The sequence below is a fragment of the Cyanobium sp. CH-040 genome (genome assembly GCF_024346135.1).
GTDB lineage: Bacteria > Cyanobacteriota > Cyanobacteriia > PCC-6307 > Cyanobiaceae > NIES-981.
Genome location: NZ_JAGQCJ010000013.1, coordinates 55,795 through 82,225, shown reverse-complemented (window position 1 = coordinate 82,225; position 26,431 = coordinate 55,795). Strand labels below are relative to the sequence as shown.

General features: G+C 69.4%; 20 protein-coding genes. 7 read left to right on the top strand and 13 right to left on the bottom strand.

Going from position 1 to position 26,431, the window contains the following annotated elements; genetic code table 11:
- Positions 1-251 precede the first annotated feature (251 nt).
- Complete coding sequence (gene cofG / locus KBY90_RS11975; protein ID WP_254968881.1) at positions 252-1,235, top strand: 7,8-didemethyl-8-hydroxy-5-deazariboflavin synthase subunit CofG; 984 nt, start codon at positions 252-254, stop codon at positions 1,233-1,235.
- Between the two features lie 31 nt (positions 1,236-1,266).
- The gene (locus tag KBY90_RS11970) at positions 1,267-2,847 is read left to right on the top strand and encodes a photosystem II high light acclimation radical SAM protein (RefSeq protein WP_254968880.1); all 1,581 of its coding nucleotides are present in this window, start codon (positions 1,267-1,269) and stop codon (positions 2,845-2,847) included.
- On the opposite strand, the gene KBY90_RS11965 is transcribed toward KBY90_RS11970, so the two are convergent.
- Genes KBY90_RS11965 through KBY90_RS11955 form a run of 3 tightly spaced genes read right to left on the bottom strand, consistent with a single transcriptional unit; the run spans position 2,769 to position 5,234 of the window.
- Positions 2,769-3,653 carry a CPBP family intramembrane glutamic endopeptidase gene (locus tag KBY90_RS11965; RefSeq protein WP_254968879.1) on the bottom strand — a complete coding sequence of 295 codons (885 nt, stop codon included), beginning with the start codon at positions 3,651-3,653 and terminating at the stop codon, positions 2,769-2,771. The two genes, KBY90_RS11970 and KBY90_RS11965, sit on opposite strands and share 79 nt — an antisense overlap.
- The gene (gene clpS / locus KBY90_RS11960; RefSeq protein ID WP_254968878.1) at positions 3,653-3,994 is read right to left on the bottom strand and encodes an ATP-dependent Clp protease adapter ClpS; all 342 of its coding nucleotides are present in this window, start codon (positions 3,992-3,994) and stop codon (positions 3,653-3,655) included. The genes KBY90_RS11965 and clpS overlap by 1 nt, the downstream gene beginning before the upstream one ends.
- A gap of 13 nt (positions 3,995-4,007) precedes the next feature.
- Complete coding sequence (locus KBY90_RS11955) at positions 4,008-5,234, bottom strand: LL-diaminopimelate aminotransferase (RefSeq protein WP_254968877.1); 1,227 nt, start codon at positions 5,232-5,234, stop codon at positions 4,008-4,010.
- A gap of 98 nt (positions 5,235-5,332) precedes the next feature.
- Here KBY90_RS11955 and KBY90_RS11950 point away from each other — a divergent pair, with 98 nt between their 5' ends.
- From KBY90_RS11950 to KBY90_RS11940, 3 genes are all read left to right on the top strand, one after another.
- On the top strand, positions 5,333-8,026 hold the full coding sequence (locus KBY90_RS11950) for a TIGR03960 family B12-binding radical SAM protein (protein WP_254968876.1): 2,694 nt from the start codon (positions 5,333-5,335) through the stop codon (positions 8,024-8,026).
- Between the two features lie 379 nt (positions 8,027-8,405).
- The gene (locus tag KBY90_RS11945) at positions 8,406-10,391 is read left to right on the top strand and encodes an Rne/Rng family ribonuclease (RefSeq protein ID WP_254968875.1); all 1,986 of its coding nucleotides are present in this window, start codon (positions 8,406-8,408) and stop codon (positions 10,389-10,391) included.
- An 11-nt stretch (positions 10,392-10,402) separates the two neighbouring features.
- Positions 10,403-11,065 (top strand): ribonuclease HII, encoded by a 663-nt coding sequence (locus KBY90_RS11940; RefSeq protein WP_254968874.1) that lies wholly within the window; start codon positions 10,403-10,405, stop codon positions 11,063-11,065.
- On the opposite strand, the gene KBY90_RS11935 is transcribed toward KBY90_RS11940, so the two are convergent.
- Positions 11,004-11,516 carry a DUF1997 domain-containing protein gene (locus tag KBY90_RS11935; RefSeq protein WP_254968873.1) on the bottom strand — a complete coding sequence of 171 codons (513 nt, stop codon included), beginning with the start codon at positions 11,514-11,516 and terminating at the stop codon, positions 11,004-11,006. The genes KBY90_RS11940 and KBY90_RS11935 overlap by 62 nt on opposite strands.
- Positions 11,517-11,587: 71 nt before the next feature.
- Between KBY90_RS11935 and pheA the strand changes: the two genes are divergently transcribed.
- Positions 11,588-12,427, top strand: coding sequence for a prephenate dehydratase (gene pheA / locus KBY90_RS11930; RefSeq protein WP_254968872.1), 840 nt, complete (start codon positions 11,588-11,590; stop codon positions 12,425-12,427).
- Here pheA and KBY90_RS11925 read toward each other — a convergent pair.
- From KBY90_RS11925 to KBY90_RS11885, 9 genes are all read right to left on the bottom strand, one after another.
- On the bottom strand, positions 12,403-13,392 hold the full coding sequence (locus tag KBY90_RS11925) for a methyltransferase domain-containing protein (RefSeq protein WP_396122580.1): 990 nt from the start codon (positions 13,390-13,392) through the stop codon (positions 12,403-12,405). The genes pheA and KBY90_RS11925 overlap by 25 nt on opposite strands.
- A 48-nt stretch (positions 13,393-13,440) precedes the next feature.
- On the bottom strand, positions 13,441-14,088 hold the full coding sequence (locus tag KBY90_RS11920) for an LON peptidase substrate-binding domain-containing protein (protein ID WP_254968870.1): 648 nt from the start codon (positions 14,086-14,088) through the stop codon (positions 13,441-13,443).
- Positions 14,089-14,247: 159 nt separating this feature from the next.
- Complete coding sequence (gene rpsJ, locus KBY90_RS11915) at positions 14,248-14,568, bottom strand: 30S ribosomal protein S10 (RefSeq protein ID WP_254968869.1); 321 nt, start codon at positions 14,566-14,568, stop codon at positions 14,248-14,250.
- A 215-nt stretch (positions 14,569-14,783) separates the two neighbouring features.
- Positions 14,784-15,983 carry an elongation factor Tu gene (gene tuf, locus KBY90_RS11910; protein WP_254968868.1) on the bottom strand — a complete coding sequence of 400 codons (1,200 nt, stop codon included), beginning with the start codon at positions 15,981-15,983 and terminating at the stop codon, positions 14,784-14,786.
- 39 nt (positions 15,984-16,022) lie between these two features.
- Entirely contained in the window at positions 16,023-18,098 is a 2,076-nt protein-coding gene (fusA, locus tag KBY90_RS11905; protein ID WP_254968867.1) for an elongation factor G, read from the bottom strand.
- 78 nt (positions 18,099-18,176) lie between these two features.
- Positions 18,177-18,647 (bottom strand): 30S ribosomal protein S7, encoded by a 471-nt coding sequence (gene rpsG, locus KBY90_RS11900; RefSeq protein ID WP_254968866.1) that lies wholly within the window; start codon positions 18,645-18,647, stop codon positions 18,177-18,179.
- An 82-nt stretch (positions 18,648-18,729) separates the two neighbouring features.
- Entirely contained in the window at positions 18,730-19,104 is a 375-nt protein-coding gene (rpsL, locus tag KBY90_RS11895) for a 30S ribosomal protein S12 (RefSeq protein ID WP_254968865.1), read from the bottom strand.
- Between the two features lie 69 nt (positions 19,105-19,173).
- The gene (locus tag KBY90_RS11890; protein WP_254968864.1) at positions 19,174-19,530 is read right to left on the bottom strand and encodes an AIR synthase; all 357 of its coding nucleotides are present in this window, start codon (positions 19,528-19,530) and stop codon (positions 19,174-19,176) included.
- 75 nt (positions 19,531-19,605) lie between these two features.
- A complete protein-coding gene (locus tag KBY90_RS11885; RefSeq protein ID WP_254968863.1) occupies positions 19,606-21,333 on the bottom strand; it encodes a phosphodiester glycosidase family protein in 1,728 nt (575 codons plus the stop codon).
- Between the two features lie 347 nt (positions 21,334-21,680).
- On the opposite strand from KBY90_RS11885, the gene gltB reads away from it, so the two are divergent.
- Positions 21,681-26,294 carry a glutamate synthase large subunit gene (gene gltB, locus KBY90_RS11880; protein WP_254968862.1) on the top strand — a complete coding sequence of 1,538 codons (4,614 nt, stop codon included), beginning with the start codon at positions 21,681-21,683 and terminating at the stop codon, positions 26,292-26,294.
- Positions 26,295-26,431 lie beyond the last annotated feature (137 nt).

The window sequence follows — 26,431 nt, the reverse complement described above, 5'->3', positions numbered from 1 at the left end:
GGAGAGTGGTGGTCATGAGAACAGGGGTTGGAAACGAGAGTTCCGGACGACCGGCCAGGCGGAGCTGACGGCGGCCCTGCCGCAACGGCAGGGCAGGCCCGGAGGGATGCAGGACGGGAACCCGTCAACAAGCAACGTAACAGAACATTGCGGGGTTTGTGAAGGGGCGTTGCAGGGCGGCGGGGCCGGGCCTCCTGTCCTGTCCTCCTCATCGCGACTCCGCCCAGCCATCGCCGTTCTGCCCTGGTGCCATGTCCCGGTCCCCGCTCATCACCTGGAGCCCGAGCGTCACCCTGGTGCCCACCAGGGTGTGCTTCAACGCCTGCGGCTACTGCAGTTTCCGGCGCTCGCCGGCCCCCGGGGAGCTGGCCGGCGACGGGCCGCTGTCCGACGGTCTCGATGCCGGCGCCGCCCGGGTCCGCCTCAAGGCCAGTCCGGCCGCTCGCGAGGTGCTGCTGCTCAGCGGTGAACTGCCCCCCGGCTCCAGGGGCCGGGGAAACTGGTTCGCGCGTCTGCGCAGCCTCAGCGCCCTGGCCCTGGCGGCCGGGCGCCTGCCCCACACCAATGCCGGACCGTTGTCGCTGCGGGAGATGTCCGCGCTGGGGCGGCTCAATCCATCCCTGGGGTTGATGCTGGAGGGTCTGGGCCCGGCCTACGACGCCCTGCACCGGCAGGCCCCCAGCAAGCGCCTCGCGGTGCGGCTGGGTCAGCTGGAGCAGGCGGGCCGGCTGGGCATTCCCTTCACCACGGGCCTGCTGCTGGGGGTGGGGGAAAGCGCTGCGCAACGCCGCGATGCCCTGGAGCTCATCGCCCTGCTGCAGCGGCGCTGGGGCCACATCCAGGAGGTGATCCTGCAGCCCTGGCGGCCCGATGGCACGACCGCCGCACCCCTGCCCCCGGAGGCGGTGAACGCGCTGCTGAGCACCATCGCCGAGGCGCGGCGGATCCTGCCGCCGGAGGTGCACCTGCAGCTGCCGCCCAACCTCTGGCCCGCCGATCGCCTGGTGGAGGCGCTGGAGGCCGGCATCGACGATCTGGGCGGGATCGACACCGGCGATGTGATCAACCCCGCCTACCCGCAGCCGCCCCCTCCGGCACTGGCCGAGCGCCTCGCGCTACGGGGCTGGCGCCTGCGGCCCCGGCTGTGCGTGCATGACCGCTGGATCCCCTGGCTGCCGGCGCCGCTGCGGCGCCGGGCCGAGGCCATGGCCCAGCAGCTGGCGGCAGCTGGTTAGCGTCCGCTCATACCTGCCGGGTTTCCGAGCCTTGAGCGCCGCGAGCGACCACCGGGTGCTGCTGGTGCGGCTGCCCTGCAATCCCATCTTCCCGATCGGCCCCATCTACCTGGCCGATCACCTGAACAAACAGTTCCCCGGGTTGCCCCAGCGCATCCTCGATCTGGCCGCGGTGCCGGTGCTCGACGTGCACCGGGTGCTGCGCCACACCGTGGACGCCTTCCGGCCCACCCTGCTGGTGTTCTCCTGGCGCGACATCCAGATCTACGCGCCGGTGGACGGCCGCAGCGGCAACCCGCTGCAGCACTCCTTCGAGGTGTTCTACGCCCGCAATCCGCTCAAGCGCCTGCGCGGCGCCCTCGGCGGCCTGGGCCTGATGACGGCGTTCTACGGCGAGCTCTGGCGCAACCTGCGGCTGGTGCGGCAGGGGGTGCAGCGGGCACGCCGCCACCACCCCCAGGCCCGGGCGGTGATCGGCGGCGGCGCCGTGAGCGTGTTCTACGAGCAGCTGGGCCGCACGCTTCCCCGGGGCACGGTGGTGTCGGTGGGGGAGGGGGAACCGCTGCTGGAGAAGCTCATCCGCGGCCAGTCGATCGCCGGCGAGCGCTGCTTCGTGGCCGGTGAGGCGCCCCGGCCGGGGCTGATCCACGAGCAGCCCGCCGGCATGGAGAAAACCGCCTGCGACTACGCCTACATCGCCCGCATCTGGCCCCAGCTGGAGTGGTACCTGGAGGGCGGCGACTTCTACGTGGGCGTGCAGACCAAGCGTGGCTGTCCCCACAACTGCTGCTACTGCGTCTACACCGTGGTGGAGGGCAAGGCGGTGCGGGTGAATCCCGTGGAGGAGGTGATCGCCGAGATGGGCCAGCTCTACGCCCGCGGTGTGCGCGGTTTCTGGTTCACCGATGCCCAGTTCATCCCCGCCCGCCGCTACATCGAGGACGCCAAGGCGTTGCTGCGGGCGATCCTGGCCCAGGGCTGGAACGACATCCGCTGGGCCGCCTACATCCGCGCTGACAACCTCGACGCCGAGCTGGCCGAATTGATGGTGGCCACCGGAATGGAGTACTTCGAGATCGGCATCACGTCGGGCTCCCAGGAACTCGTGCGCAAGATGCGCATGGGCTACAACCTGCGCACCGTGCTGGAGAACTGCCGCCTGCTGGCCCGGGCCGGCTTCCGCCACCACGTGTCAGTGAACTATTCGTTCAACGTGATCGATGAGCGGCCCGAGACCATCCGCCAGACCGTCGCCTACCACCGCGAACTGGAGCGCATCTTCGGGGCCGAAAAGGTGGAGCCGGCGATCTTCTTCATCGGTCTGCAGCCCCACACCCACCTGGAGCAGTACGGCTTCGAGCAGGGGCTGATCAAACCCGGCTACAACCCGATGAGCATGATGCCCTGGGCGGCCCGCAAGACGCTCTGGAATCCCGAGCCCATGGGCAGCACCTTCGGCCGCATCTGCCTGGAGGCCTTCGACACCAACCCCGGCGATTTCGGCCGCACGGTGATGGACCTGCTGGAGCGCGACTACGGCCTGGCCCCGCTCGAGGAGGCCCTGCATGCGCCGGTGGAGGGGCGCCGCGCCCTGGCCACGGCCGTGCGCTGAGCGGCGAGCAGGACGGCCAGCACGATCCAGCCGCTGAGGCCGCCCAGCGGATTGACATCCCCCTGGCCGGGGCCCACCCACCAGCCCGGTGCCTCCGTCCGGATGGCCACCAGCCCGTGCTGCACCAGAAACCAGCCCCCCACCAGGCCGCCGTGCAGGCCCACGGCCCCCCACAGGCTGCCGTGATCGAGCTGCCGCTGCCGGGCCAGGGCCACCCCCAGCAGCAGCAATCCGCCCAGCAGCGCCGGCGCCAGCAGCCCCGGGGCCCGGTACCAGGGATGCACGAGCGCGAAGATCAGCGCCTGCAGCGGTAGCGCCTGGCGGCCCCAGCGCCCCAGCGCCAGTTCGCCCCAGAGCCAGCCGCGGAAGAGGAGTTCCTCGGCGAAGCCCACCCCCGGAACCAGGGCCAGGGCGTTGGCCACCTCCGCCGGGCGGAGCTCCCCCAGCCAGCGGGCCTGGCCGCTGAGCAGCAGGCCGGCCGTCAGCGCGACCAGCAGAACCGCGGCGACCGTGAGGCCCCGCAGGCCGCTGCTCAGGGCCAGTCGCCAGGGCACCGTCACCCCGAGCCGGCACCAGGGATCCCCGCACCCCCAGCCACGCCGGATGCGCCGCGGCAGGGTGGCCAGCAGCAGCAGCAGCGCCAGCACCAGCCCCGCCAGATCGAGCTGGTCGGCCCGCAGGCCGGGGGCCACCAGGGCGAGCGGTCTGGCCAGCAGCCAGCCTGCGGCCAGCAGCAGGGGCATGTAGAGCAGGGTGGCGAGCCAGTGGGGCGGAGGCGGGAGGCCAGGTTCGCCCGCCGCCGCCATCAGCTCTCGGGCTCCAGGCTGCTGGTGAGCCCCTTGGCCTTGAGCGCTTCGCAGTAGAACTCCGCCGGCTCCAGGTCGCACACGATCACCAGGCCCACGCCGGTGTTGTGGGCCTCGAGCATCACGGCGATGGCGTCCTGCTCGCTCAGGGCAGGCACCACCTGGCGCAGGGTGGTCACCACGTATTCCATGGTGTTCACCGGGTCGTTGTGGAGCAGCACCTTGTAGCGGGGCGACGGCTTGCGCACCCGCTGTGTCTCCTTCTCGATCACCGCCGCCCCGCCCTCGCGGCTGGGGGTCTGGGTGGCTGTGGGTCGGGTGGTCATGGCCACGGCTGACATGACAGCACCTCCATTAAAGGGCCCGGATCCTGCGCATCGCCTCCTCCACGTTGCTGCGGTTGTTGAAGGCCGAGAGACGGAAGTAGCCCTCGCCGGCGGCGCCGAAGCCGCTGCCGGGGGTGCCCACCACGTGGGCCTTGCCGAGCAGCCGATCGAAGAAGCCCCAGGAGTCCACACCGGCAGGGGTCTTCAGCCACACGTAGGGGGCCTGCTCACCGCCGAACACCTGCAGACCGGCGGCGCTCAGCTCGCGGCGGATGATCGCGGCGTTCTCCATGTAGAAGCCGATCAGGGCCTTCACCTGGGCCTGGCCCTCGGGGGAATACACCGCCTCGGCGCCGCGCTGCACGATGTAGCTCACGCCGTTGAACTTGGTGCACTGGCGGCGGTTCCACAGGCCCCACAGCTCCACCGGTTCGCCGTTGGCGGCGGTGCCCATCAGGCCGCGGGGCACCACCGTGAGGGCGCAGCGGGTGCCGGTGAAGCCGGCGTTCTTGGAGAAGGAGCGGAACTCGATGGCGCACTCGCGCGCTCCCTCGATCTCGTAGATGGAGTGGGGCAGGCTCGGATCCTGGATGAACGCCTCGTAGGCGGCATCGAACAGGATCAGGGCGCCGTTGGCGCGGGCGTAGTCCACCCAGGCCTGCAGCTGCTCCCTGGTGGCGACGGCCCCGGTGGGGTTGTTGGGGAAGCAGAGGTAGATCAGGTCCACCTTCTCGCTGGGGATCTGGGCCGTGAAGCCGTTCTCGGCATGGATCGGCAGGTAGGTGAGGCCGCCGTACTGGCCGGCGTCATCGGCCTCGCCGGTGCGGCCCGCCATCACATTGCTGTCCACATACACCGGGTACACCGGGTCGGTCACGGCGATGCGGTTGTCGGGCCCAAGGATGTCGAGGATGTTGGCGCTGTCGCACTTGGAGCCGTCGGAGACGAAGATCTCCTCGGCCGAGATCTGGCAGCCGCGGGCCTGGAAGTCGTGGGTGGCGATCGCCTCGCGCAGCCACAGGTAGCCCTGCTCGGGGCCGTAGCCGTGGAAGCCCTCGCGGGTGCCCATCTCATCGATGGCCGCCTTCATGGCGGTGCGGCAGGCCTCGGGCAGCGGCTCGGTGACATCGCCGATGCCCAGGCGGATGATCGGCGCGCTGGGGTTGGCCTCGCTGAATGCCTTCACCCGCCGGGCGATCTCGGGAAACAGGTAGCCCGCCTTGAGCTTGAGGTAGTTGCCGTTGACCTGAACCACGGTCGCGCAGGAATCGTTGGCGGCATCCTGCTATGGCGCCCGCCGGCCTGCGGGCTGGCCAGGCTCCATACCATCGGTCTGTGCCTCCGGTGTCGTCCATGCCCCCTGCCCTCGCGGCTGCCCCGGTCGACTTCGACGCCCTGATCGACCTGGGCATCAGCAAGCCGGCCCGCTACCTGGGCAACGAGCTGGGGGTGCAGCCGCGCGACTGGGAGCACGACTGGGGCGCGGCCGGCGTGCGCTGGGCGCTCACCTACCCCGAGGTCTACGAGGTGGGGGCCAGCAACAGCGGCCACATCATTCTCTATTCGATCCTCAACAGCGTTCCCGGCCAGCTGTGCGACCGCAGCTACCTGCCGGCGCCCGATCTCGCCGCCCGCCTGCGCGAGCGCGGCGCGCCCCTGTTCGCGGTGGAAAGCCGTCGGCCCCTGGCGGCCTTCGACATCCTCGGCTTCTCGCTCAGCTACGAGCTGGGGGGTACCAACATCCTCGAGATGCTGGAGCTGGCCGGCATCCCGATCCGAGCGGCCGATCGGGGCGACCTGCCGCTGGCTCACCCGGAGGCGCCTCCGCTGATCTTCGCCGGCGGTCCCACGGCCACCAGCAACCCCGAGCCCTTCGCCGCCTTCTTCGACTTCATCGCCCTGGGTGACGGCGAGGAGCTGCTGCCCGAGATCGGCCTGGTGGTGGCCGAGGCCCGGGCCGCCGGCCTCAGCCGCCGCCAGCTGCTGCGCGATCTGGCCCAGGTGCCCGGGGTGTATGTGCCCGCGCTCTATGGCCCCGGCGCCGATGGCGTGAGCATCGAGCCCCTGGAGCCCGAAGTGCCGGCCCGGGTGCAGCGGCGCACGGCCACGCCGATGCCCCACTACGCCATGGGCCTGGTGCCCCACATCGAAACCGTGCACGACCGGCTCACGGTGGAGATCCGCCGCGGCTGCACCCGCGGCTGCCGCTTCTGCCAGCCCGGCATGCTCACCCGCCCCGCCCGCGACGTGGAGCCCGAGGCGGTGGTGGAGGCGGTGGAGGAGGGCATGCGCCGCACCGGCTACAGCGATTTCTCCCTGCTCTCGCTCAGCTGCTCCGATTACCTGGCTCTGCCGGCGGTGGGGGTGGAGCTGCGCAACCGCCTCGCCGACCAGAACGTGAGCCTCACCCTGCCCAGCCAGCGGGTGGACCGCTTCGACCGGAACATCGCCCACATCATTGGTGGGGCGCGCAAGGGCGGGCTCACCTTCGCGCCCGAGGCCGGCACCCAGCGCCTGCGCGACATCGTCAACAAGGGGCTCACCGACGCCGAGCTGCTCTCCGGCATCCGCACCGCCATGGAGAGCGGCTACCGCAAGGTGAAGCTGTACTTCATGATCGGCCTGCCGGGGGAAACCGACGCCGACGTGCTCGGCATCGCCGACACCTGCCGCGCGCTCCAGCAGCAGTGCCGCGACCTGGGCCGGCTGGAGCTCAATCTCACCATCTCCAACTTCACGCCCAAGCCCCACACGCCGTTCCAGTGGCACAGCGTGAGCACGGAGGAATTCCGGCGGCGCCAGCAGCTGCTCCGCACCGCCCTGCGCCAGCTGCGCGGCATCAAGACCAATTTCACCGATGTGCGCCTCTCGGCGATCGAAGACTTCATCGGCCGCGGCGACCGCCGCCTGGCGCCGGTGATCGAGGCCGCCTGGCGGGCCGGGGCGGGGCTGGATGCCTGGTTCGAGTCGGCTGAGCGCAGCTACGCGGCCTGGACCGGGGCGATCGAGGCGGCGGGTCTAGGCGGACGCTACCGCCAGCTGGAGCTGGGGGCCTGGAGCGCCGTCGAGGCCATGGAGGCTGACGACCTGGCGGCCTTCTGCCGCCAACCCCTCCCGTGGGATCACATCGATTCGGGCCTCGACAAGGCCTGGCTGGCCGACGACCTGCAGCGGGCCCTGGCGGCGGCGGTGGTGCCCGATTGCTCCTTTGAGGGTTGCAGCAGCTGCGGCGTCTGTGGGCCTGAGCTCGGTCACAACGTGGTGATCCCGCCGCCACCGGTGCCGCCGGCCGTGCCCCAGCGGGCGCCCGCCAGCGAGCGGGTGTGCCGGCTGCGCATCGGCTTCGCCAAAACCGGCTCTCTGGCCCTGATCAGCCACCTCGATCTGCTGCGGCTGCTGGAGCGGGCCCTGCGCCGCACGGGGCTGCCGGTGAGTTTCACCGGTGGCTTCCACCCCCTGCCCCGGCTGCAGGTGGCCCTGGCCCTGCCCCTGGGGGTGGAGGGCACGGGCGAATGGCTCGATCTGGAGTTCACCGAGGTGGTGGATCCGGCCCTGGTGCGCACGCGTCTGCAGGCGGAGCTGCCGCCGGGGCTGCAGCTGCTCTCGGCCGCGGTGGTGCCCACCTTCGGCCCCAGCCTCAGTCAGGAGCTGGCGGAGGCCTTGTGGCATTTCAGCCTCAGGAGCACCGCTACAGCTCGTGGAAGTGCCCCACAGAGGCTGGACTGGCAGGGGGCGATCGAGCGGCTGCTGGCGGCGGACGCCTTGATCTGGGAGGACACCGACAAGAAGGGCCGGCCGCGGCAGCGCGACTGCCGTCCCGACCTGCTGGATCTGCGCCTGATCGAGACGGATGGCGCCCAGGACGTGACCGCCGGCCGCGCCCGCCTGGCCGTGCACGCCTCAGTGGACGCCGCCGGCCGCAGCCTCCGGCCGGATCAGCTGGCCCACTGGCTGGGCCGAGAGCTGGGGGTGCCATTGCGGTGTGAGCGTCAGTGCCGCGCAGCCCTGCTGCTGCGGGAGGGAAACGGGGGTGAGCGTCCGTGTTAACTTTCAACCAAGGCGACCATGCTGTCTGCCGCAGGCTTTCCGCTGGCTTCACCGGCGCCACAAGCTTTCTCAGTGCCATCAGCAGCAGGTGGCCCTACCGCACAGATCTCCTCTGAGCTGTATCCACCTCACTCATCACAGCCGCTGCGCCACGCGAATTCGACCCGGATTCCTGCTGACCTCGCTTGATGAGTCCGTCGCTCTTCAGGGTTTCCAGGGCGGGCAGCGCCCGGAAACTCTTCCGTTTTGATTCTCGGTGGCCTGTGCGAGCCACTCACCCTGCGGCTGCATCCCGGTGTCGGCCCTCTGCCATCAGCACACGATCCAGCTGCCGCCGTTCCACCTGGCCGGGCCCAGCATGGCCCAACTCCCTTAACCCATGCCCCAGCAGATTGTCATTGCCGAGCAACTGCGGATCGCCGCGGTTCTCAATGATGAGCGTGTTGATGAACTTGTCGTAGCTCAGGGCCGCTACCAGATCGGCGATGTCTACCTCGGCACGGTGGAGAATGTTCTCCCCGGCATCGACGCGGCCTTCGTCAACATCGGCGAGAGCGAGAAGAACGGCTTCATTCATATCACCGATCTCGGCCCCCTCCGCCTCAAAAAAGGCGGCGCCGGCATCACGGAACTGCTCGAGCCCAGGCAGAAGGTGCTGGTGCAGGTGATGAAGGAGCCCACCGGCACCAAGGGGCCCCGTCTCACCGGTAACCTCACGCTGCCGGGACGTTTCCTGGTGCTCCAGCCTCATGGCCAGGGGGTGAACATCTCCCGGCGTATCGATGGCGAGCACGAGCGCAACCGGTTGCGGGCACTCGGGGTGCTGATCAAGCCGCCCGGCGCCGGACTGCTCGTGCGCACCGAGGCCGAGGGGGTGGCCGAGGAGCTGCTGATCGATGATCTCGAGGCTCTGCTGCGACAGTGGGAGGCCATCCAGGCTGCAGCGGAGGCGGCGACCCCGCCGGTGCTGCTGAATCGCGACGAGGATTTCATCCATCGTGTGCTTCGCGATCTCTATACCCCTGATGTCACCCGGGTTGTCGTCGACACCGCCGGGGCCGTGGGACGGGCCAATGCCTTCCTCGGTGTCGACCACGCCAACGTGCTGGTCGAGGCGCATGCGGAGTCCACCGAGATCCTCGAGCACTACCGCGTCAACGCGGCGATCCGCGACGCCCTCAAGCCGCGCGTCGATCTGCCCTCGGGTGGTTACGTGATCATCGAGCCCACCGAGGCTCTCACCGTCGTTGACGTCAATTCCGGCTCCTTCACCCGCTCCGCCAACGCCCGCGAAACGGTGCTCTGGACCAACTGTGAAGCGGCTGTGGAGATCGCGCGGCAGCTGAAGCTGCGCAACATCGGCGGCGTCGTGATCGTGGATTTCATCGACATGGACTCCCGTCGCGACCAGCTGCAGCTCCTGGAACACTTCACCCAGGCTCTGCGCGACGATTCAGCCCGCCCCCAGATCGCCCAGATCAGTGAACTCGGCCTCGTGGAGCTGACGCGCAAACGTCAGGGCCAGAACATCTACGAGCTCTTCGGCCGCGCCTGCCCCACCTGCGGAGGTCTGGGTCACGTGGCCGTGCTGCCCGGTACGGACACACTCCAGCCCCTGGCCAGCACGGCCGGTCTGGTGCGCTCCGCCGCCTCCGCCCGGGCTGAGGTGCCGGCTCCCGGAACTGAGACGGAATCTGCCGGCAGCGGCCGCCGCCGCAGGGGTGGTCGCGGCCGTGGCTCTGCAGCGGCGGCACCTCTCGAGGGCACGGCTGCCCAGCCGCCCCTCTCCGCCGCTGCCGCCCCCGCGGTCGAGCCGGCAGCCGAAGCGGTGCTTCCCGGCGGCCGCCGGGGCGAGCCTGAGGTGGTGGCGGTGCCCATGGATGCCGACCAGGAAGCCGTCTACGGCTGGCTCGGCCTCAACCCCGTTCTGCTGCTGGAGGAGCCCCCCGCCGCCGAGAGCGTGGTGGTGCGGGTGATCCGCCCGGGTGATGACGCCGATGTCGTTCTCGAAGAGGCGCGCCGGGAGCTCAGCGCCAGTGGCTCGCGGCGGCGGCGCGGCCGCGGCGGCCGGGGCGGGGCCGCCGAAGCCGTGGCTGAGCTTCCGCCAGCGGCTGGCCGTGAGCCCGTCACCGACCCCGGATCCGCCTTCACTCCCCCAACCCCCTTCACCGCCACAACACCGGCTCCCGTCGAGATCACTCCGCTGCCGGTGCAGCTGCAACCGGAGCCCGTGGTGACCGTGCTGGTGCCCACGAGCCCGCGGGAGGAGCCGGTGCCCCAGCCCGTGGCTGAGACCCAGGAGCCCGACGCGGACGACGCCGATCAGCCTCGCCGGCGGCGGCGGCGTTCCTCGGCCGCGGGCTGAGGGCTGACCCTGTGGTCGCCGACCCCTGGCTGGGGCGGGATCCGCAGTGTTGTGCCGGTGTCGACGAGGTTGGGCGCGGCTGCCTGTTCGGTCCGGTTTTCGCCGCAGCGGTGGTCCTGCCGCAGGCGTCGATCGCGCCCCTGCTCCAGCTCGGCCTCACCGACAGCAAGGCCCTCAGCGCCCGTCGCCGCGCCGCCCTGGTGCCGGCCATCCGGCAGTGGTCCAGCGCCTGGGCCCTCGGCCAGGCGTCCGCAGCCGAGATCGATCGGCTCGGCATCCGCGCCGCCACGGAGCTGGCGATGCTGCGTGCCCTCCAGAAGCTGCCCACGGCGCCCGAGCTGCTGCTGGTGGATGGGGTGTTGCCGCTGCGCGGCTGGGAGGGCAGCCAGTCCACCCTCGTGCGGGGCGATCGCCTCTGTGCGGCCATCGCCGCCGCCAGCGTGATCGCCAAGGAGAGCCGCGATCAGCTGGTGCGTGAGCTGGCCGTGCGCTACCCCGGCTACGGCCTTGAGCGCCATGCGGGCTACGGCACCGCCCGGCACCGCGCCGCCCTGCTGAAGCTGGGGCCCACGCCGCTGCATCGCACGAGTTTTCTGAGCCGCCTGCTCGGCCTCAGCCCTGGCGGCACCAGTGCTGGAAATCCTCCACCACCTGCTGGCCCACGCGGCTCTTGATGCCGAGCAGGATGCCCGCCAGCAGGGAGCGGCCGGTGCTCTCCAGCACCCGGGCCGGGATCAGCTTCAGCAGCGGCGGCTGGCTCACCTCCACGCTCAGGGTGGCCTCTCCCTCCAGCCCCTGATCCCCGGCCACCATCCAGGAGTGCAGGCTCAGCTGGAAGTCGTCCACCAGTCCCAGCCCCTCCAGCTGACAGTCGATCGCCTCCAGCTCCAGCCGCCCCGGACTGGAGCGCGTGCGCAGCTCCACCACCGGCTGGATCTGCAGCTGGAACACCTGCAGGCGGGTGACGGTGTAGCGGTAGTGCCGGGGAGCCAGGGTCTGCAGCTGGTTCGGATTCAGCAGGGCTCTGACGACCCTCTCCTCCTCGCCCAGGTAACTGGCCAGTCGATCGGCCTGCTCGCGCACGGGCAGCTCAAGCTGCTGACTGGCGCTGAACGCGAGGGGCATGGCCTGCGGCCCGGCGCGGCATGATCCTATCGGCCCGCATCCGGGCCCTCCCTTCCTTCCGTTCTGGCCTGATGCGCGTCGCCTTCCTCGGTCCCGCCGGCACCTATGGCGAGCAGGCAGCGCTGCAGCTGATTCAGCTGGAGGGGCTGGCCGATGCCGAGCTGGTGCCCCAGCTGGGTATCCGTGGGGTGGTGCAAGCCCTGGCCGACGCCGATTGCGAGGCGGCGGTGGTGCCGGTGGAGAACTCCGTGGAGGGCGGGGTGACGGCCTGCCTCGATGCCCTCTGGGAACATCCCGACATCACCATCGCCCGGGCTCTGGTGCTGCCCATCCGCCATGCCCTGCTGGGCAGCGGCCCGCTCCAGGGCGTCAGTGAGGTGCTCTCCCACCCCCAGGCCCTGGCCCAGTGCAGCCAGTGGCTGGCCGACCATCTGCCCGGCGCGCTGCAGCTGCCCACCAGTTCCACCGCCGATGCCGCCCGCATGGTGGCCGGCAGCCGCTTCCGGGCTGCCATCGCCTCCCGCCAGGCCGCCACGGAGCACGGGCTCACCGAGCTGGCCTATCCCATCAATGATGTGCCCGGCAACTGCACCCGTTTTCTGCTGCTGCGCCGCGGTCAGCGCCGCCGTTCCGGTCCCCTGGCCAGCCTGGCCTTCTCACTGCGCTCCAACCGGCCCGGTGCCCTGCTGCAGGCCCTGGCCTGCTTCGCCCACCGCAGCCTGAACATGAGCCGGATCGAATCGCGGCCCTCGAAACGGGAGATGGGCGAATACATCTTCTTCGTGGATCTGGAGCTGCCCCCGGAGGACCGGAGTCCGGCCGCCGCCCTGGCCGCCGCCCTCGAGGAGCTCGAGCCCCTCTGCGAGCACCTCGCGCTCTTCGGTGCCTACCCGCTCACCACCCTGGTCTGAGCGGCGGGCTTCACACCCCGGAACACGCCGAACTGCATCAGGCCCGTGGCGAAGGCCCAGTGCATGAGCAGGATCGTCGGTGCCTCGCGCAGACCCTGAAGCACCGCCTTCGGCCCCAGGCCCAGCACCGCCCCGGGACGCCGCACGCCCTCCAGGATCGAGTCGATCCACGACGGCAGGGTGGCCGAGGTCCAGTCGGCGGTCTCCACCTGCAGGCCGCCGGCCCAGGGACTGCCCTCGAGGTTCCGGCGCAGCGAGCGGATGCTGGCGAACTCCGGGTGGGCCCACTGTTCCAGCAGCTGCCGCATCACCCAGCGCTCCCGCCCGTTCATGGCGCCATCGGCCGGATCGCGGCGGTTCCAGTCCGCCAGCGCCAACCTGCCCCCGGGCCGCAGCACGCGCAGCAGTTCATCGGCGTAGCGCTGCTTGTCGGGCATGTGCGGGCAGGCCTCCACGCTCCAGACCGCATCGAAACCGCCGTCAGGCAGCTTCAGATCCAGCGCGTCCATCACGGCGAAGCGGCAGTGGGGCAGATCGCCGGGAGTGAGAAGCCGGGCCCGCTCGATCTGGGCCGGGCTGATGCTGATGCCCAGCACGTCCAGGCCGTAGTCGCGGGCCAGGATGCGGGCGCTGCCGCCGATGCCGCAGCCCACATCGAGCACCCGGGCGCCGTGGGGCAGCTGATCGAGCCCGCTCCAGCGCGCCAGTTCGTGCACGAAGGCCACCTTGGCCTGGCGGAAGTCCACGCCCCCGGGCCTGGCTGGCGGCTCGCCGTAATGACCGAGGTGGATGTGATCGCCCCAGAGCCGCTCGAGCAGCTGGTCTTCCGTCCAGCGGTCATAGGCTGCCGCCACGCTGCCGGCCCCGGCGTAGCGCCGGGTGCGACGCAGCCAGAGGGCACCGCCCGTGGCGGTGACGGCCAGGGTGGCCAGGCCCGCGGCCAGGGGCCAGCTCATCAGGGTCATGGGTGGTGAAGGAAACCTGGGTGCTCGCAGGCGCAGCAGCGGGGCTGCCTACTGGGGCTGGAACGTGTCCTTGAGCACCGTGCGTGCCGCCAGCTGGCGACGGGTGTGATCGAGCAGCTGGAATTCCTGGCGCAGCCGCTCGGCGGTGTCGGTGATCTCCAGCAGCGCCTGCTGGTGATCGGCCACGGGTCCGCCCAGGTGCGAGCCGATCCAGAAGGAGAGCTCCCGCGGCAGATCGGGCAGGTCGCTGGGCAGCTGGGCCGGCTTGCCCACCAGCTTGGCCGTGAGTTCCACCACGTCGCGCAGGGCCTGCCGCACCTCCTCGGCCAGGTCGCGCACCTCGGTCGGTTCGGCCTCCGCCGAATCCTCGATCCAGCTCACCAGCGCCACGCGGAAGGGGGCCTCGCGCACGATGTCCAGCACCCGGAAGCGTTGCTGACCCATCGTGACGATGTTGCTGCGGTCGTCCTCCTGGGTCTGGCAGTGGATCACCTCAGCGCAGCAGCCCACATCGGCCATGCGTCGCTTCTGGGGGTCCCAGCGCACCACGCCGAACCGCCGGTCCTCCGCCATCACGGTGCGCAGGAGCATGCGGTAGCGCGGCTCGAAGATGTGCAGCGGCAGCACTTCCTGGGGGAAGAGCACCACATCCGGCAGGGGAAACAGGGGCAGCTCCCGTACGGCCAGTTCTGCCATGGCTTGTTCAGGAGGTGCCCGTCGATCCTAGAAACAGGCCCTGTGTTCCGCGTCGCTGGCGAAACACAGGGCTGCTGATCCGAGACAGTTCAGAGAGGCGCGATCAAGAGAGGTGCTTCGGAACCGGGCTGGATGGACCAGCATGGCTTCGGGTGCCGATCAGAGCTTGACTTCGATGTCCACGCCGCTCGGCAGGTCGAGCTTCATCAGGGCGTCGATCGTCTTGGCCGAGGGGCTGTAGATGTCGATGATCCGACGGTGGGTGCGGGTTTCGAAGTGCTCACGCGAATCCTTGTCCACATGCGGGGAGCGCAGCACGCAGTAGATCTTGCGCTTGGTGGGCAGGGGGATGGGGCCGATGGCCGTGGCTGCCGTGTGATCGGCCGTTTCAATGATCTTGTCGCAGGACAGATCCAGCATGCGGCGGTCGAACGCCTTCAGGCGGATGCGGATCTTCTGCTGGGCGATGGTGGCGGACATGGATCTGGGGGAAGACGATGGAGCCCCCGGGAGACGGCGGTCATCCGAAGACTGGAATTGTCGAGGTGCGGGAGAAGGCAGCAAAAACTGCCTGCTCGCAAACCGTATCAGGGGGCGTGGCGCCGGAGGATGGCTACAGGAGCAAAGCTCCCGGATCAAGGGGCCCCGGAGGGCCCCGAACAGCTGATCAGAGGAGAACCTTGTCTCTCAGTGCCTCACTCGAGGATCTTGGAGACCACGCCGGCACCGATGGTGCGGCCGCCTTCGCGGATGGCGAAGCGCATGCCCTGCTCGATGGCCACCGGGCAGATCAGCTCGCCGGTCATCTTGATGCGGTCGCCGGGCATCACCATTTCCACGTTGGCGCCTTCGTCAGAGGTGAAGGCGGTGATCTGGCCGGTCACATCCGTGGTGCGGATGTAGAACTGGGGCCGGTAACCGGCGAAGAAGGGGGTGTGGCGGCCGCCTTCCTCCTTCTTGAGCACGTACACCTCACCTTCGAACTTGGTGTGGGGGGTGATGGAGCCGGGCTTCACCAGCACCATGCCGCGCTCGATGTCGTCCTTCTGGATGCCGCGCAGCAGCAGACCGACGTTGTCGCCGGCCATGCCCTCGTCGAGCAGCTTCCGGAACATCTCCACGCCGGTGACCGTGGTCTTGCGGGTGTCCTTGATCCCCACGATCTCGATTTCCTCGCCCACCTTCACCTTGCCGCGCTCGATCCGGCCGGTGGCCACGGTGCCGCGGCCGGTGATGGAGAACACGTCTTCGACCGCCATCAGGAAGGGCTTGTCGATTTCGCGCTCAGGTTCGGGGATCGACTCGTCGACAGCGTCCATCAGCTCGTCGATCTTCGCTTCCCACTCGGCGTCACCCTCGAGGGCCTTGAGGCCGGACACCTTGACCACGGGGATGTCGTCACCGGGGAAGTCGTAGCTGGAGAGCAGCTCGCGCACTTCCAGTTCCACCAGTTCGAGGATCTCCTCGTCGTCGACCATGTCGCACTTGTTGAGGGCCACCACCAGAGCGGGCACGCCCACCTGCTTGGCCAGCAGGATGTGCTCCTTGGTCTGGGCCATGGGGCCGTCGGTGGCGGCCACCACCAGAATGGCGCCGTCCATCTGGGCGGCACCGGTGATCATGTTCTTCACGTAGTCCGCGTGGCCGGGGCAGTCCACGTGGGCGTAGTGACGCTTGCCGGTCTCGTACTCGACGTGGGCGGTGTTGATGGTGATGCCGCGCTCACGCTCCTCGGGAGCACCGTCAATCTGGTCGTAGGCCTGGGCCTTGGCCTGACCCTTCTTGGCCAGCACGTTAGTGATGGCGGCGGTGAGGGTGGTCTTGCCGTGGTCCACGTGGCCGATGGTGCCAATGTTGACGTGGGGTTTGTTCCTTTCGAACTTCTCGCGAGCCATGGGGGTAAAGAATCGGGGGTTGGTTGGGTAGGGAAAAGATCAGGACTTGCCCTGATTCTTGGAGATGATGGCCTCGGCCACGTTGCGAGGAACTTCCTCGTAATGGCTGAATTCCATCGAGAAGATACCCCGACCCTGGGTCATGGATCGGAGCTGGGTGGCGTAGCCGAACATTTCGGCCAGGGGGACCTTGGCCTGGACCTTGGACTGCCCGTCTTCGACGGACTGTCCTTCGACCTGGCCGCGGCGGGAGGAGAGATCGCCGATGATCGATCCGAGGAAATCCTCGGGCACCTCGACCTCGACTTTCATCATTGGCTCAAGCAGCACAGGACTGCACTTCTTGACGCCATCCTTGAAGGCCATCGAGCCGGCGATCTTGAACGCCATCTCAGAGGAGTCGACGTCGTGATAGGAGCCGTCGACCATGGTGACCTTCACATCGATCATCGGGTAACCCGCAAGCACGCCGGACTCGCAGGTTTCCTTCATGCCGGCTTCGGCCGGACCGATGTATTCCTTGGGCACGACACCGCCAACGATCTTGTTGACGAACTCGAACCCTGAGCCCGGCTCCCCGGGCTCCATTTCGATCACCACATGGCCGTACTGGCCCTTGCCTCCGGTCTGACGGGCGAATTTGCCCTCGCCTTTGGCACTGGCGCGGATGGTTTCCCGGTAGGACACCTGGGGAGCACCGATGTTGGCCTCCACCTTGAACTCGCGCAGCATACGGTCCACCAGGATCTCCAGGTGAAGCTCGCCCATACCGGCGATCACGGTCTGGTTGGTCTCCGGATCCGTGGACACCCGGAAGGTGGGATCTTCCTCGGACAGGGAAGTGAGCGCCTTGGAGAGCTTTTCCATATCGCCCTTGGTCTTGGGCTCCACGGCCACCGAAATCACGGGCTCGGGGATGTAGAGCGACTCCAGGATGATGGGATCGCTGTCGACACAGAGGGTGTCACCTGTGGTGGTGTCCTTCAGGCCGAGCACCGCACCCAGGTCACCGGCCCGCAGCTCATCCACTTCCTCGCGCTCGTCGGCCTTGAGCACGATCAGGCGGGAAATGCGTTCCTTCTTGTCCTTGGTGGAGTTCATCACGTAGCTGCCCTTCTGCAGCACGCCCGAATAGATGCGCACGAAAGTGAGCTTGCCGAAGGGGTCGGCCATCACCTTGAAGGCCAGGGCGCTGAAGGGAGCGCTGTCGTCGGCGGGACGCACCGCTTCGCTGCCATCGGGGAGCACACCCTGGATCGGGGGCACATCCACCGGTGCGGGCAGGTAATCCACCACCGCATCGAGCAGCAGCTGCACACCCTTGTTCTTGAAGGCGGAACCGCACAGCATCGGCACCAGACCGTGCTTGAGCACCCCCTCGCGGATGCCGCTGCGCAGCTGCTCCTCCGACAGCTCACCCTTGTCGAGGAACTCCTCGATCAGGGCTTCGTCGGTCTCGGCCACGGCCTCCATCAGCACCGCGCGCCATTCCTCCACCTGATCGGCCATGGCGGCCGGCACATCGGTCTCCTCAATGTCCTTGCCGAGGTCGTCCTTGTAGATGAAGGCCCGGTTCTTGACGAGATCGACGATGCCGCTGAGCTCACCTTCGGCGCCGATCGGCAGCTGGACCGGCACGGCCTTGGCCTTGAGGCGATCCTTGATCTGCCCGTGCACCTTGAGGAAGTCGGCGCCGGTGCGGTCCATCTTGTTGACGAAGACCATGCGCGGCACGCTGTAGCGGTCGGCCTGGCGCCACACGGTTTCCGACTGGGGCTGGACGCCACCCACCGCGCAGAACACTGCGATCACACCGTCGAGCACCCGCATGGAGCGCTCCACCTCAATGGTGAAGTCGACGTGCCCGGGGGTGTCGATGATGTTGATGCGGTGATCCTTCCAGCTCGTGGAGATGGCCGCCGCGGTGATGGTGATGCCCCGCTCACGCTCCTGGGCCATCCAGTCGGTGACGGCGGCGCCGTCATGCACTTCGCCCATCTTGTGGACGACGCCCGAATAGAACAGGATCCGTTCGGTCGTGGTGGTCTTGCCCGCGTCGATGTGAGCGGCGATACCGATATTTCTGACGCGTTCCAGTGGAAAGGCGCGGGCCACGGGTGTGATCTCCGAAGGGTCGACGAAAAGCGGGGGCCACTCTAGTGATCCGGCCCCCTGGGCGAACTGAGGCTGAGCTCAGTAGCGGTAGTGGGCGAAGGCCTTGTTGGCCTCGGCCATCTTGTGGGTTTCCTCGCGCTTGCGGACGGCGCTGCCGGCCTCGTTGGCGGCATCCATCAGCTCGCCGGCCAGCTTCTGGGCCATGCTGCGGCCGTTGCGGGCGCGCGAGAAGTTCACCAGCCAGCGCAGGGCCATGGCCGTGCCCCGTTCCTGACGCACTTCCATCGGCACCTGGTAGGTGGCGCCACCCACCCGGCGGGCACGCACCTCCACCAGGGGGGTGGCGTTGCGAACGGCGGTTTCGAACAGCTCCAGGGCATCGCTGCCGGTGCGTTCGTGAATCAGGGTGAAGGCGTCCGAGAGGATGCGCTGGGCGGTCGACTTCTTGCCGTGCTTCATCAGCCTGGCCACCATCATCGAGGCCAGGCGGCTGTTGAACTGGGGATCGGGCAGAACCGGACGCTTCTCAGCGGCGTTTCGGCGGGACATGGAGGGACGGGAAAAGGGCTGGTGGAGAGGATGCCGGAGAACTGGCTGATCAGATCAGAGCGCGGGTCCGGCGGCCCGGCGATCACTCCTTGGGAGTCTTGGCGCCGTACTTGGAGCGGGCCTGGCGCCGGTCCTTCACCCCGGCCGTGTCCAACGTGCCGCGGATGATGTGGTAGCGGACACCGGGCAGGTCCTTGACCCGGCCACCGCGGATCAACACCACCGAGTGCTCCTGCAGGTTGTGACCGATGCCGGGGATGTAGGCGGTCACCTCGAACCCGGAGGTCAGCCGTACCCGGGCCACCTTGCGCAGCGCCGAATTGGGCTTCTTGGGGGTGGAGGTGTACACGCGGGTGCACACACCACGCCGCTCGGGGCAGGCGCGCAGGGCAGGCGACTTGGTCTTGCGCGTGAGTTGCTGACGCTCGGTTCGGATGAGCTGCTGAATGGTGGGCATCGAGGGCCGGAAGTACGGGTGCCGGAACGACTGGTCGGACGTTCCGACCTCAATCGACAATCCGCCACCTTACCGGGTCGCCCGCCCCCTCCCCGCCAGCGGGCTGAACGCTGCCCCGCAGGCGCAGGTCCTCACGCCTTCGCCGCTGCGCACCAGAAATCCACCCCCGCTCAGGTCGCCGCGGTAGTCGAGGCTCAGGCCCGTGAGCAGAGCCGCCTGGTCGTGGGGAGCGTGCAGGGTGACGCCGTCGGCCCGGGCGATCGGCACACCCGCCAGGTGCCCTGGCCGCAGCCGGATCGTCCACTGCTCGCAGCCTCCCTCCACGAGATCCAGATGCATCAGACCCGGGGTCCCGGCCACCGCGGCCTGGCGTCCCAGCTCAGCGGCGGCGGCGGTGGTCAGGCGCAGGCTGTGGCCCTTGGGCATGGCGGTGGGGTCGCTCCGGGGGCTCGTGGTCCGGACGCTGAATCCCATCGGCCACTCTCGCAGCCTGCGTCGGCTTCAGGGCACCAGGCCGACACCGTTGTGCACGCTGCCCACCACGCCCCGGCCCTTCACCTGCAGGCTGCCCCCCATCACCAGCCCCGTGGAACTGCCGCCGTCGAGGTTGAGGGCGTCCCGGAGTCCCATCCCCTGGAGCACCTGGGCGGTCTGGGCCAGCGTGGGCCCGGGGTTGCCCTCACCCTCCAGGGTGATCAGCCACACCTCCCGGCCGTCGCTGGCCAGCACGGTGCGGGGCGCTCCCTGGCTCATGAAGCTGGCGGCAAAGCCCTCGGCGGTGCCGTTGAGCACGTTGCGGCCGTCCTGCAGCAGCAGCGGTCCACCGCCGATCAGCTGCTGGGCATCCCCCAGCGGGCTGCTGGAGCGGCTGCTCAGGCTCAGGCGCTCGCCTGGATTCCAGGGCAGGGTGACGCCACCCCTGGCCACGAACAGGGTGTCCCCGGTCCGCAGCGGCACGCCCCGCTCCAGGGAGAGGCTGTCGAAGCTCTGCTGCACGGTGTCGCCGCGCACGAGCACGGCCGTTTCGCCACCGCTGAGGGCCTGATAGGCCTGGCCCCAGTCGGAGGTGTAGCGGCTGATGCCCCGCTGCACGAAGCCGCTGTTCACCACCACCACCGGCAGCCGCCTGCCGTCGGCCCCAGTCACCCATTCCTCCAGGCTGAGCCGCCCGAAGCGGGGAAGCTCGCGGCCGTTCCAGGCCGCCACGCCGCGGTTGAGGATCGGGCCTGACAGCCAGCGGCCGTCGCGCTTGAGGGCCCCGAGCGGCAAGCGGCGCACCCGGTTGAAGAAGCCCCCGTTGATGGCCACCAGCGCCTGGTTCTGCTGGGCCAGCTGGGTGAGCGTGCCCAGACCGGTCATGCCCCCCGGCTGCACCAGCGGCATCAGCTGCAGCGGGCCGTTGGCCGGTTCCACCCGCACGGCATTGATGCGCAGGCCCTCGCGGCCGAGCCGATCCCAGCGCACGCCCCGTCCCAGGAGCGCCTGCAGGCGGGGATCGATCGGTGCCGGGGCCGACGGCGCGGCCGGCGCGGCGTCTCCCGGCAGATCGATCACCAGCCGGTGGGGCTCCCCGAGAGTGAACACCCTGTCGAGGGTGGCTGCGCGGCTGCTCAGGGCAAGGCCGCGGCCGTCGCGCCGCGTCGTCAGCCCCAGAGCCTGCAGCTGCTGCTGGCCCATGGCATCGGCGCTGATGCCCACCAGCAGCCCGCCGGCCGTGGTCTCCACCAGCGCCGGACCGGCCAGATCGAGCACCACCCGCCGCACACCCGGCTGGCTGGAACTGCGCACCTGCAGCAGGGCGGCCATCGGCAGATCCAGGCGCAGGCGATCCTGCTCGACCCGGGTCTGCACCCCCACGGCCTCAAGCAGGGGCAGGGCGTCGATCGCCACTTCGTCGTCGAGGGCCTGCTGGGCCCCTGCAGGCACCTTCAGGGGCCGACCGAACCACTCCAGATCGAGGCTGCCGTCGCTGAGGCTGCGGCTGCTCACCCCGAGCTGGTTCTGGAGCACTTCCAGGGGCAGCCACAGCTGGCTGGCGCCGGTCTCCGCTCCGATCCAGCGCCAGCGGGCCTGCTGGGACCGTCCGTTCACCAGCAGCACGGCGCCTTCGCGCGTCACCTCCGCCCTGGCGCGCGTGCCGCTGCGCGGCACCGGTGGCGGCATCCGGGGAGCGGCCAGGGCCGTCCCCTCCAGCAGCGCGCCGGCCAGGCCGAGGCACGTCAGGGCCATCAGAGCGCCACGCCGCGTTGCTCCCCCAGCTCCGGTCCAGGCATGACCGGCCCGAACCGGAGGCGCCGCCGGCGGAGCTGACTGTGCGCTGGTCATGGCCTCTCGCCTCTCGCTCCACCTTCGGCCGCTGACGTTAGGGCCGTTTCGGGGCCGCGAATCCCTAGGATCTGTCGTTCCGCAGGTGCATGCTCCCCCGGGCGCACGCAACACCGGCCCAGCTCCGGTCTCACCGGCCAGGCGACGTGGCCCTCCGGCCAAGACGACACGGCCCCCGGCCCGGGATGCGTCCCGGGTCCAGACATGCCCCCTGTCCACTGCCAAGACTTTCCGCCGGAACGCTTCGGGTTATGCCACGACTCCCCCGCCCCGCATGGCCCCACTGCGACAGCCCCGCTCCGGCGGCCGTGGCCGGGGAGAAGGACGCCTGCGGGGTGGGCTTCGTCGCCTCGTTGCGCGGCGAACCCAGTCACTGGCTGCTGCAGCAGTCCCTGCGGGGGCTGGGCTGCATGGAGCATCGCGGCGGCTGCGGCGGTGACGGTGATTCCGGCGACGGTGCCGGTGTGCTCTGCGGCATCCCCTGGCGCTTCCTGGAGGCCGTGTGGCCGGAGGCGGCCGGCAGCGCCGACTCCTCCCGGGGCCTGGGCATGGTCTTCCTGCCCACCGATCCGGTCCGGCGGGAGCAGGCCCGCCGGTTCTGCAACGAGGAGGCGGAGCGGTTCGGCCTGCGCAGCCTGGGCTGGCGGACCGTGCCGGTGGATCCGGACGTGCTCGGTCCCATGGCCCGTGGCACCGCCCCCTGCATCGAGCAGTGGCTGCTGGGGGCCGAGGTGCACGGCGATGCCCTCGATGCCCTGCTGTTCCGCCTGCGCCGCCGTTGCGGTGACCGCGCCCGGGAGGCCTGGGGCGCCGCCGGCGCCGGCGACCTCTACTTCGCCTCCCTCAGCGGCCGCACCGTCGTCTACAAGGGCATGGTGCGCTCCGAGGTGCTCGCCGCCTTCTACGCCGACCTGCGCGATGAGCGCTTCGCCGTGACCTTCGCGGTGTACCACCGCCGCTTCAGCACCAACACCCTGCCCCGCTGGCCCCTGGCCCAGCCGATGCGCCTGCTCGGCCACAACGGGGAGATCAACACCCTGCTCGGCAATCTGAACTGGGCCCGGGCCGCCGAAACTCACCTGGAGGCGGTCTGGGGTGATGCCGCCGCCGATCTCAAGCCGGTGGTCAATCCCGCCTTCAGCGATTCGGCGAATCTCGACGCCACTCTCGAGCTGCTGGTGCGCAGCGGCCGGCCGATCACCGACAGCCTGTTCACCCTGGTGCCGGAGGCCTTCCGCAACCAGCCCGACCTGGAGAGCCGCCCGGCCGTCCAGGCCATGTACGAGTTCAATGCCTGCACCCAGGAGCCCTGGGACGGCCCGGCGCTGCTGGTGTTCGCCGATGGCCACAGTGTCGGCGCCACCCTCGACCGCAACGGTCTGCGGCCGGCCCGCTACTGCATCACCAGCGACGGCTACGTGGTGATGGGCTCGGAGACCGGGGTGCTCGATCTGGAGGAATCCCGGATCGTCGAGAAAGGACGGCTCGGTCCTGGCCAGATGCTGGCGGTGGACCTCGAACAGGGCCGCCTGCTGCACAACTGGGAGGTGAAGGAGGAGGCCGCGGCCCGCCATCCCTACGCCGCCTGGCTGGCCGAGAACCGGCGCAGCCTGGCAGCCCAGCCCTGGGGCCAGGAGCAGCTGCTGGGCGACCTGGAGCTGCTGCAGCAGCAGACGGCCTACGGGTTCACGGCCGAGGATCTCGATCTCGTCATCGAGGACATGGCGGGAGCTGGCAAGGAGCCCACCTACTGCATGGGGGACGACATTCCCCTGGCCGTGCTCTCGAGCAAGCCGCATCTCCTCTACGACTACTTCAAGCAGCGCTTCGCCCAGGTCACCAACCCGCCGATCGACCCGCTGCGGGAGAAGCTGGTGATGAGCCTGGAGATGCATCTCGGCAGCCGGGGATCCCCCCTGCGTCCCGAGCCGACGGGAGCCGCCGGACTGCATCTGGACACGCCGGTGCTCAACGACGCCGAGCTGGCGACGCTGGCCGACCAGGGTCTGCCCACCGTCCGGCTCTCCACCCTGGTGCCCGTGGCCAGTGGCCCGGCCGGGCTGGAGCAGGCCGTGCGGCGACTGCAGCACGAGGCCGAGGCCGCCGTGCGTGACGGGCACCAGATCCTGGTGCTGAGTGACCGCGTCGGCATCGACGGCAGCCCCGGCTGCATCAATGCCACCACCACCTACGTGCCGCCGCTGCTCGCCGTCGGGGCGGTGCATCATCACCTGCTGCGGCTGGGTTTGCGTCTGAGGGCCTCCCTGGTGGTGGACACGGCGCAGTGCTGGAGCACCCACCACCTGGCCTGTCTGATCGGGTTCGGGGCGAGTGCGGTGTGCCCCTGGCTCACCTGGGAGACCACCCGCCACTGGCTCGCCCAGCCGCGCATCCAGAAGCTGATCGAAACCGGCAAGCTGCCGCCTCTCGATGCACAGCAGGCTCAGGCCAATGTGCGCAGGGCCCTCGAGGACGGCCTGCGCAAGATCCTCTCCAAGATCGGCATCTCACTGCTGGCCAGCTATCACGGCGCGCAGATCTTCGAAGCCATCGGCATCGGCGCCGATCTGATCGACCTGGCCTTCTGCGGCACCACCAGCCGCATCGCCGGCCTGAGCCTGAGCGAGCTGGCGAGCGAAACCCTCACCTTCCACGCCAAGGCCTTCCCCGAACTGGATCGCACCAAGCTCGAATTCATGGGCTTCGTGCAGTACCGCACGGGCGGCGAATACCACCTCAACAGTCCGGAGATGGCCAAGGCCCTGCACGCGGCCGTCAAGGCCGGGCCGGGCTACGACCACTTCGCCACCTACCAGACCCTGCTCAACAGCCGGCCGGTGACCGCCCTGCGCGACCTGTTGGAGCTGAAGCCGGCCGCCACACCGCTGCCGATTGAGCAGGTGGAGAGCGTCGAGAGCCTCTGCCGGCGCTTCTGCACCGGGGGCATGAGTCTGGGGGCCCTCTCCCGTGAGGCCCACGAGGTGCTGGCGGTGGCGATGAACCGCATCGGCGGCAAGAGCAACAGCGGCGAGGGCGGCGAGGATCCGGCCCGCTTCCACGTGCTCAGCGATGTGGATCAGGACGGGCGTTCATCCAGCCTTCCCACCATCGGTGGACTGCGCAACGGTGATTCAGCCTGTTCGGCGATCAAGCAGGTGGCATCGGGCCGTTTCGGGGTCACCCCCGAATACCTGCGCAGCGGTCAGCAGCTCGAGATCAAGGTGGCCCAGGGCGCCAAGCCCGGTGAAGGCGGCCAGCTCCCCGGCCCCAAGGTTGATGACTACATCGCCTGGCTGCGCAACAGCAAGCCCGGCGTGCCGTTGATCTCACCGCCGCCCCACCACGACATCTATTCGATCGAGGACCTGGCCCAGCTGATCCACGACCTGCATCAGGTGCATCCCGCCGCCAGGGTGAGCGTGAAGCTGGTGGCCGAGATCGGCATCGGCACCATCGCCGCCGGTGTCGCCAAGGCCAACGCCGACGTGATCCAGATCTCGGGGCACGACGGCGGCACCGGCGCCTCGCCGCTGAGCTCGATCAAGCACGCCGGCACCCCCTGGGAGCTGGGCCTCACCGAGGTGCACCGCGCCCTGCTGGAGAACGGCCTGCGCGACCGGGTGCTGCTGCGCGCCGACGGCGGCCTCAAGACCGGCTGGGATGTGGTGATCGCCGCCCTGCTGGGAGCCGAGGAATTCGGTTTCGGCTCGATCGCCATGATCGCCGAGGGCTGCATCATGGCCCGCGTCTGCCACACCAACAACTGCCCGGTGGGGGTGGCCACCCAGAAGGAGGCTCTGCGCCGCCGCTTCACCGGCCTGCCCGAGCACGTCGTCAACTTCTTCCTGTTCGTGGCAGAGGAGGTGCGGCAGCTGATGAGCGTGCTCGGGGTGGCCACCATGGATGAGCTGATCGGCCGCAGCGATCTGCTGGGCGTGCGTGACGTGGCCCTGGCCAAGACCAGTCGCGTGGACCTCTCCTGCCTGCTGGACCCGATCCCTGAGGCCGCCGGCCGTCGCTGGCTGCAGCATGACCGGGCCGCCCATGGCAACGGTCCGATCCTGGAGGATCAGCTGCTGGCCGATGCCGAGGTGATGGCCGCCATCGAGACCCATGGCCGCCTCCAGCGCACCCTGACGATCAGCAACACCGACCGCAGCGTGGGTGCCCGGCTGGCTGGCGAGATCGCCGCGCGCCATGGCAACAGGGGTTTCGGCGGCGAACTCGATCTGCGCTTCGAGGGGGCCGCAGGCCAGAGCTTCGGTGCCTTCCTTCTGCAGGGCATGACCCTGCACCTGCTGGGTGACGCCAATGATTATGTGGGCAAGGGGATGAACGGCGGCACCATCACCGTGGTGCCCCATGCCGGTGCCATCGATCCAGGCCGTCAGGTGATCCTGGGCAACACCTGCCTCTACGGCGCCACCGGCGGTGAACTGTTCGCCCTCGGCCGGGCCGGGGAGCGCTTCGCCGTGCGCAACAGCGGCGCTGCGGCTGTGGTGGAGGGTGCTGGCGACCACTGCTGTGAATACATGACCGGTGGCGTGGTGGTGGTGCTGGGCAGCACCGGACGCAACGTCGCCGCCGGCATGACGGGCGGTGTCGCCTTCATCCTCGATGAGGACGACCGCCTTGCCGATCGCGTCAATCCCGACACCGTCGCCATCACCGACCTCACCACCGCCGAGCAGGAGGCCGTGCTCAAGCCGCTGTTGGAGCGCCACCTGGAGTGCACCGGCAGCACCCGCGCCGCCCAGATCCTGGCCGACTGGCCCAGCTGGAGGCCCCGCTTCCGGCTGCTGGTGCCGCCCAGCGAGAAAGCGGCGATGGGCCTCGCCGAGAGGGAGGTGGTGGCCGCTGCCTGACTCCGGAGCGCTTGCCATCTCTCCTCAGGACTCATTCAGGTCATAACAGAGTCGCTGGTGCGTCGATCCCAGGGGAGGCTGCCTCTGCCCATTCACTTCAGGCACGAGACCTTCGGCCAAAATCCTGGTCTGCTTAT

Excerpts from the sequence above, each read along its gene's own strand:
- cofG (WP_254968881.1), top strand. The coding sequence starts at position 252 with ATGTCCCGGTCCCCGCTCATCACCTGGAGCCCGAGCGTCACCCTGGTG.
- KBY90_RS11965 (WP_254968879.1), bottom strand. The coding sequence starts at position 3,653 with ATGGCGGCGGCGGGCGAACCTGGCCTCCCGCCTCCGCCCCACTGGCTC.
- clpS (WP_254968878.1), bottom strand. The coding sequence starts at position 3,994 with ATGTCAGCCGTGGCCATGACCACCCGACCCACAGCCACCCAGACCCCC.
- KBY90_RS11950 (WP_254968876.1), top strand. The coding sequence starts at position 5,333 with ATGCCCCCTGCCCTCGCGGCTGCCCCGGTCGACTTCGACGCCCTGATC.
- KBY90_RS11945 (WP_254968875.1), top strand. The coding sequence starts at position 8,406 with ATGCCCCAGCAGATTGTCATTGCCGAGCAACTGCGGATCGCCGCGGTT.
- KBY90_RS11935 (WP_254968873.1), bottom strand. The coding sequence starts at position 11,516 with ATGCCCCTCGCGTTCAGCGCCAGTCAGCAGCTTGAGCTGCCCGTGCGC.
- pheA (WP_254968872.1), top strand. The coding sequence starts at position 11,588 with ATGCGCGTCGCCTTCCTCGGTCCCGCCGGCACCTATGGCGAGCAGGCA.
- KBY90_RS11925 (WP_396122580.1), bottom strand. The coding sequence starts at position 13,392 with ATGACCCTGATGAGCTGGCCCCTGGCCGCGGGCCTGGCCACCCTGGCC.
- KBY90_RS11920 (WP_254968870.1), bottom strand. The coding sequence starts at position 14,088 with ATGGCAGAACTGGCCGTACGGGAGCTGCCCCTGTTTCCCCTGCCGGAT.
- rpsJ (WP_254968869.1), bottom strand. The coding sequence starts at position 14,568 with ATGTCCGCCACCATCGCCCAGCAGAAGATCCGCATCCGCCTGAAGGCG.
- tuf (WP_254968868.1), bottom strand. The coding sequence starts at position 15,983 with ATGGCTCGCGAGAAGTTCGAAAGGAACAAACCCCACGTCAACATTGGC.
- rpsG (WP_254968866.1), bottom strand. The coding sequence starts at position 18,647 with ATGTCCCGCCGAAACGCCGCTGAGAAGCGTCCGGTTCTGCCCGATCCC.
- rpsL (WP_254968865.1), bottom strand. The coding sequence starts at position 19,104 with ATGCCCACCATTCAGCAGCTCATCCGAACCGAGCGTCAGCAACTCACG.
- KBY90_RS11890 (WP_254968864.1), bottom strand. The coding sequence starts at position 19,530 with ATGCCCAAGGGCCACAGCCTGCGCCTGACCACCGCCGCCGCCGCTGAG.
- KBY90_RS11885 (WP_254968863.1), bottom strand. The coding sequence starts at position 21,333 with ATGGCCCTGACGTGCCTCGGCCTGGCCGGCGCGCTGCTGGAGGGGACG.
- gltB (WP_254968862.1), top strand. The coding sequence starts at position 21,681 with ATGCCACGACTCCCCCGCCCCGCATGGCCCCACTGCGACAGCCCCGCT.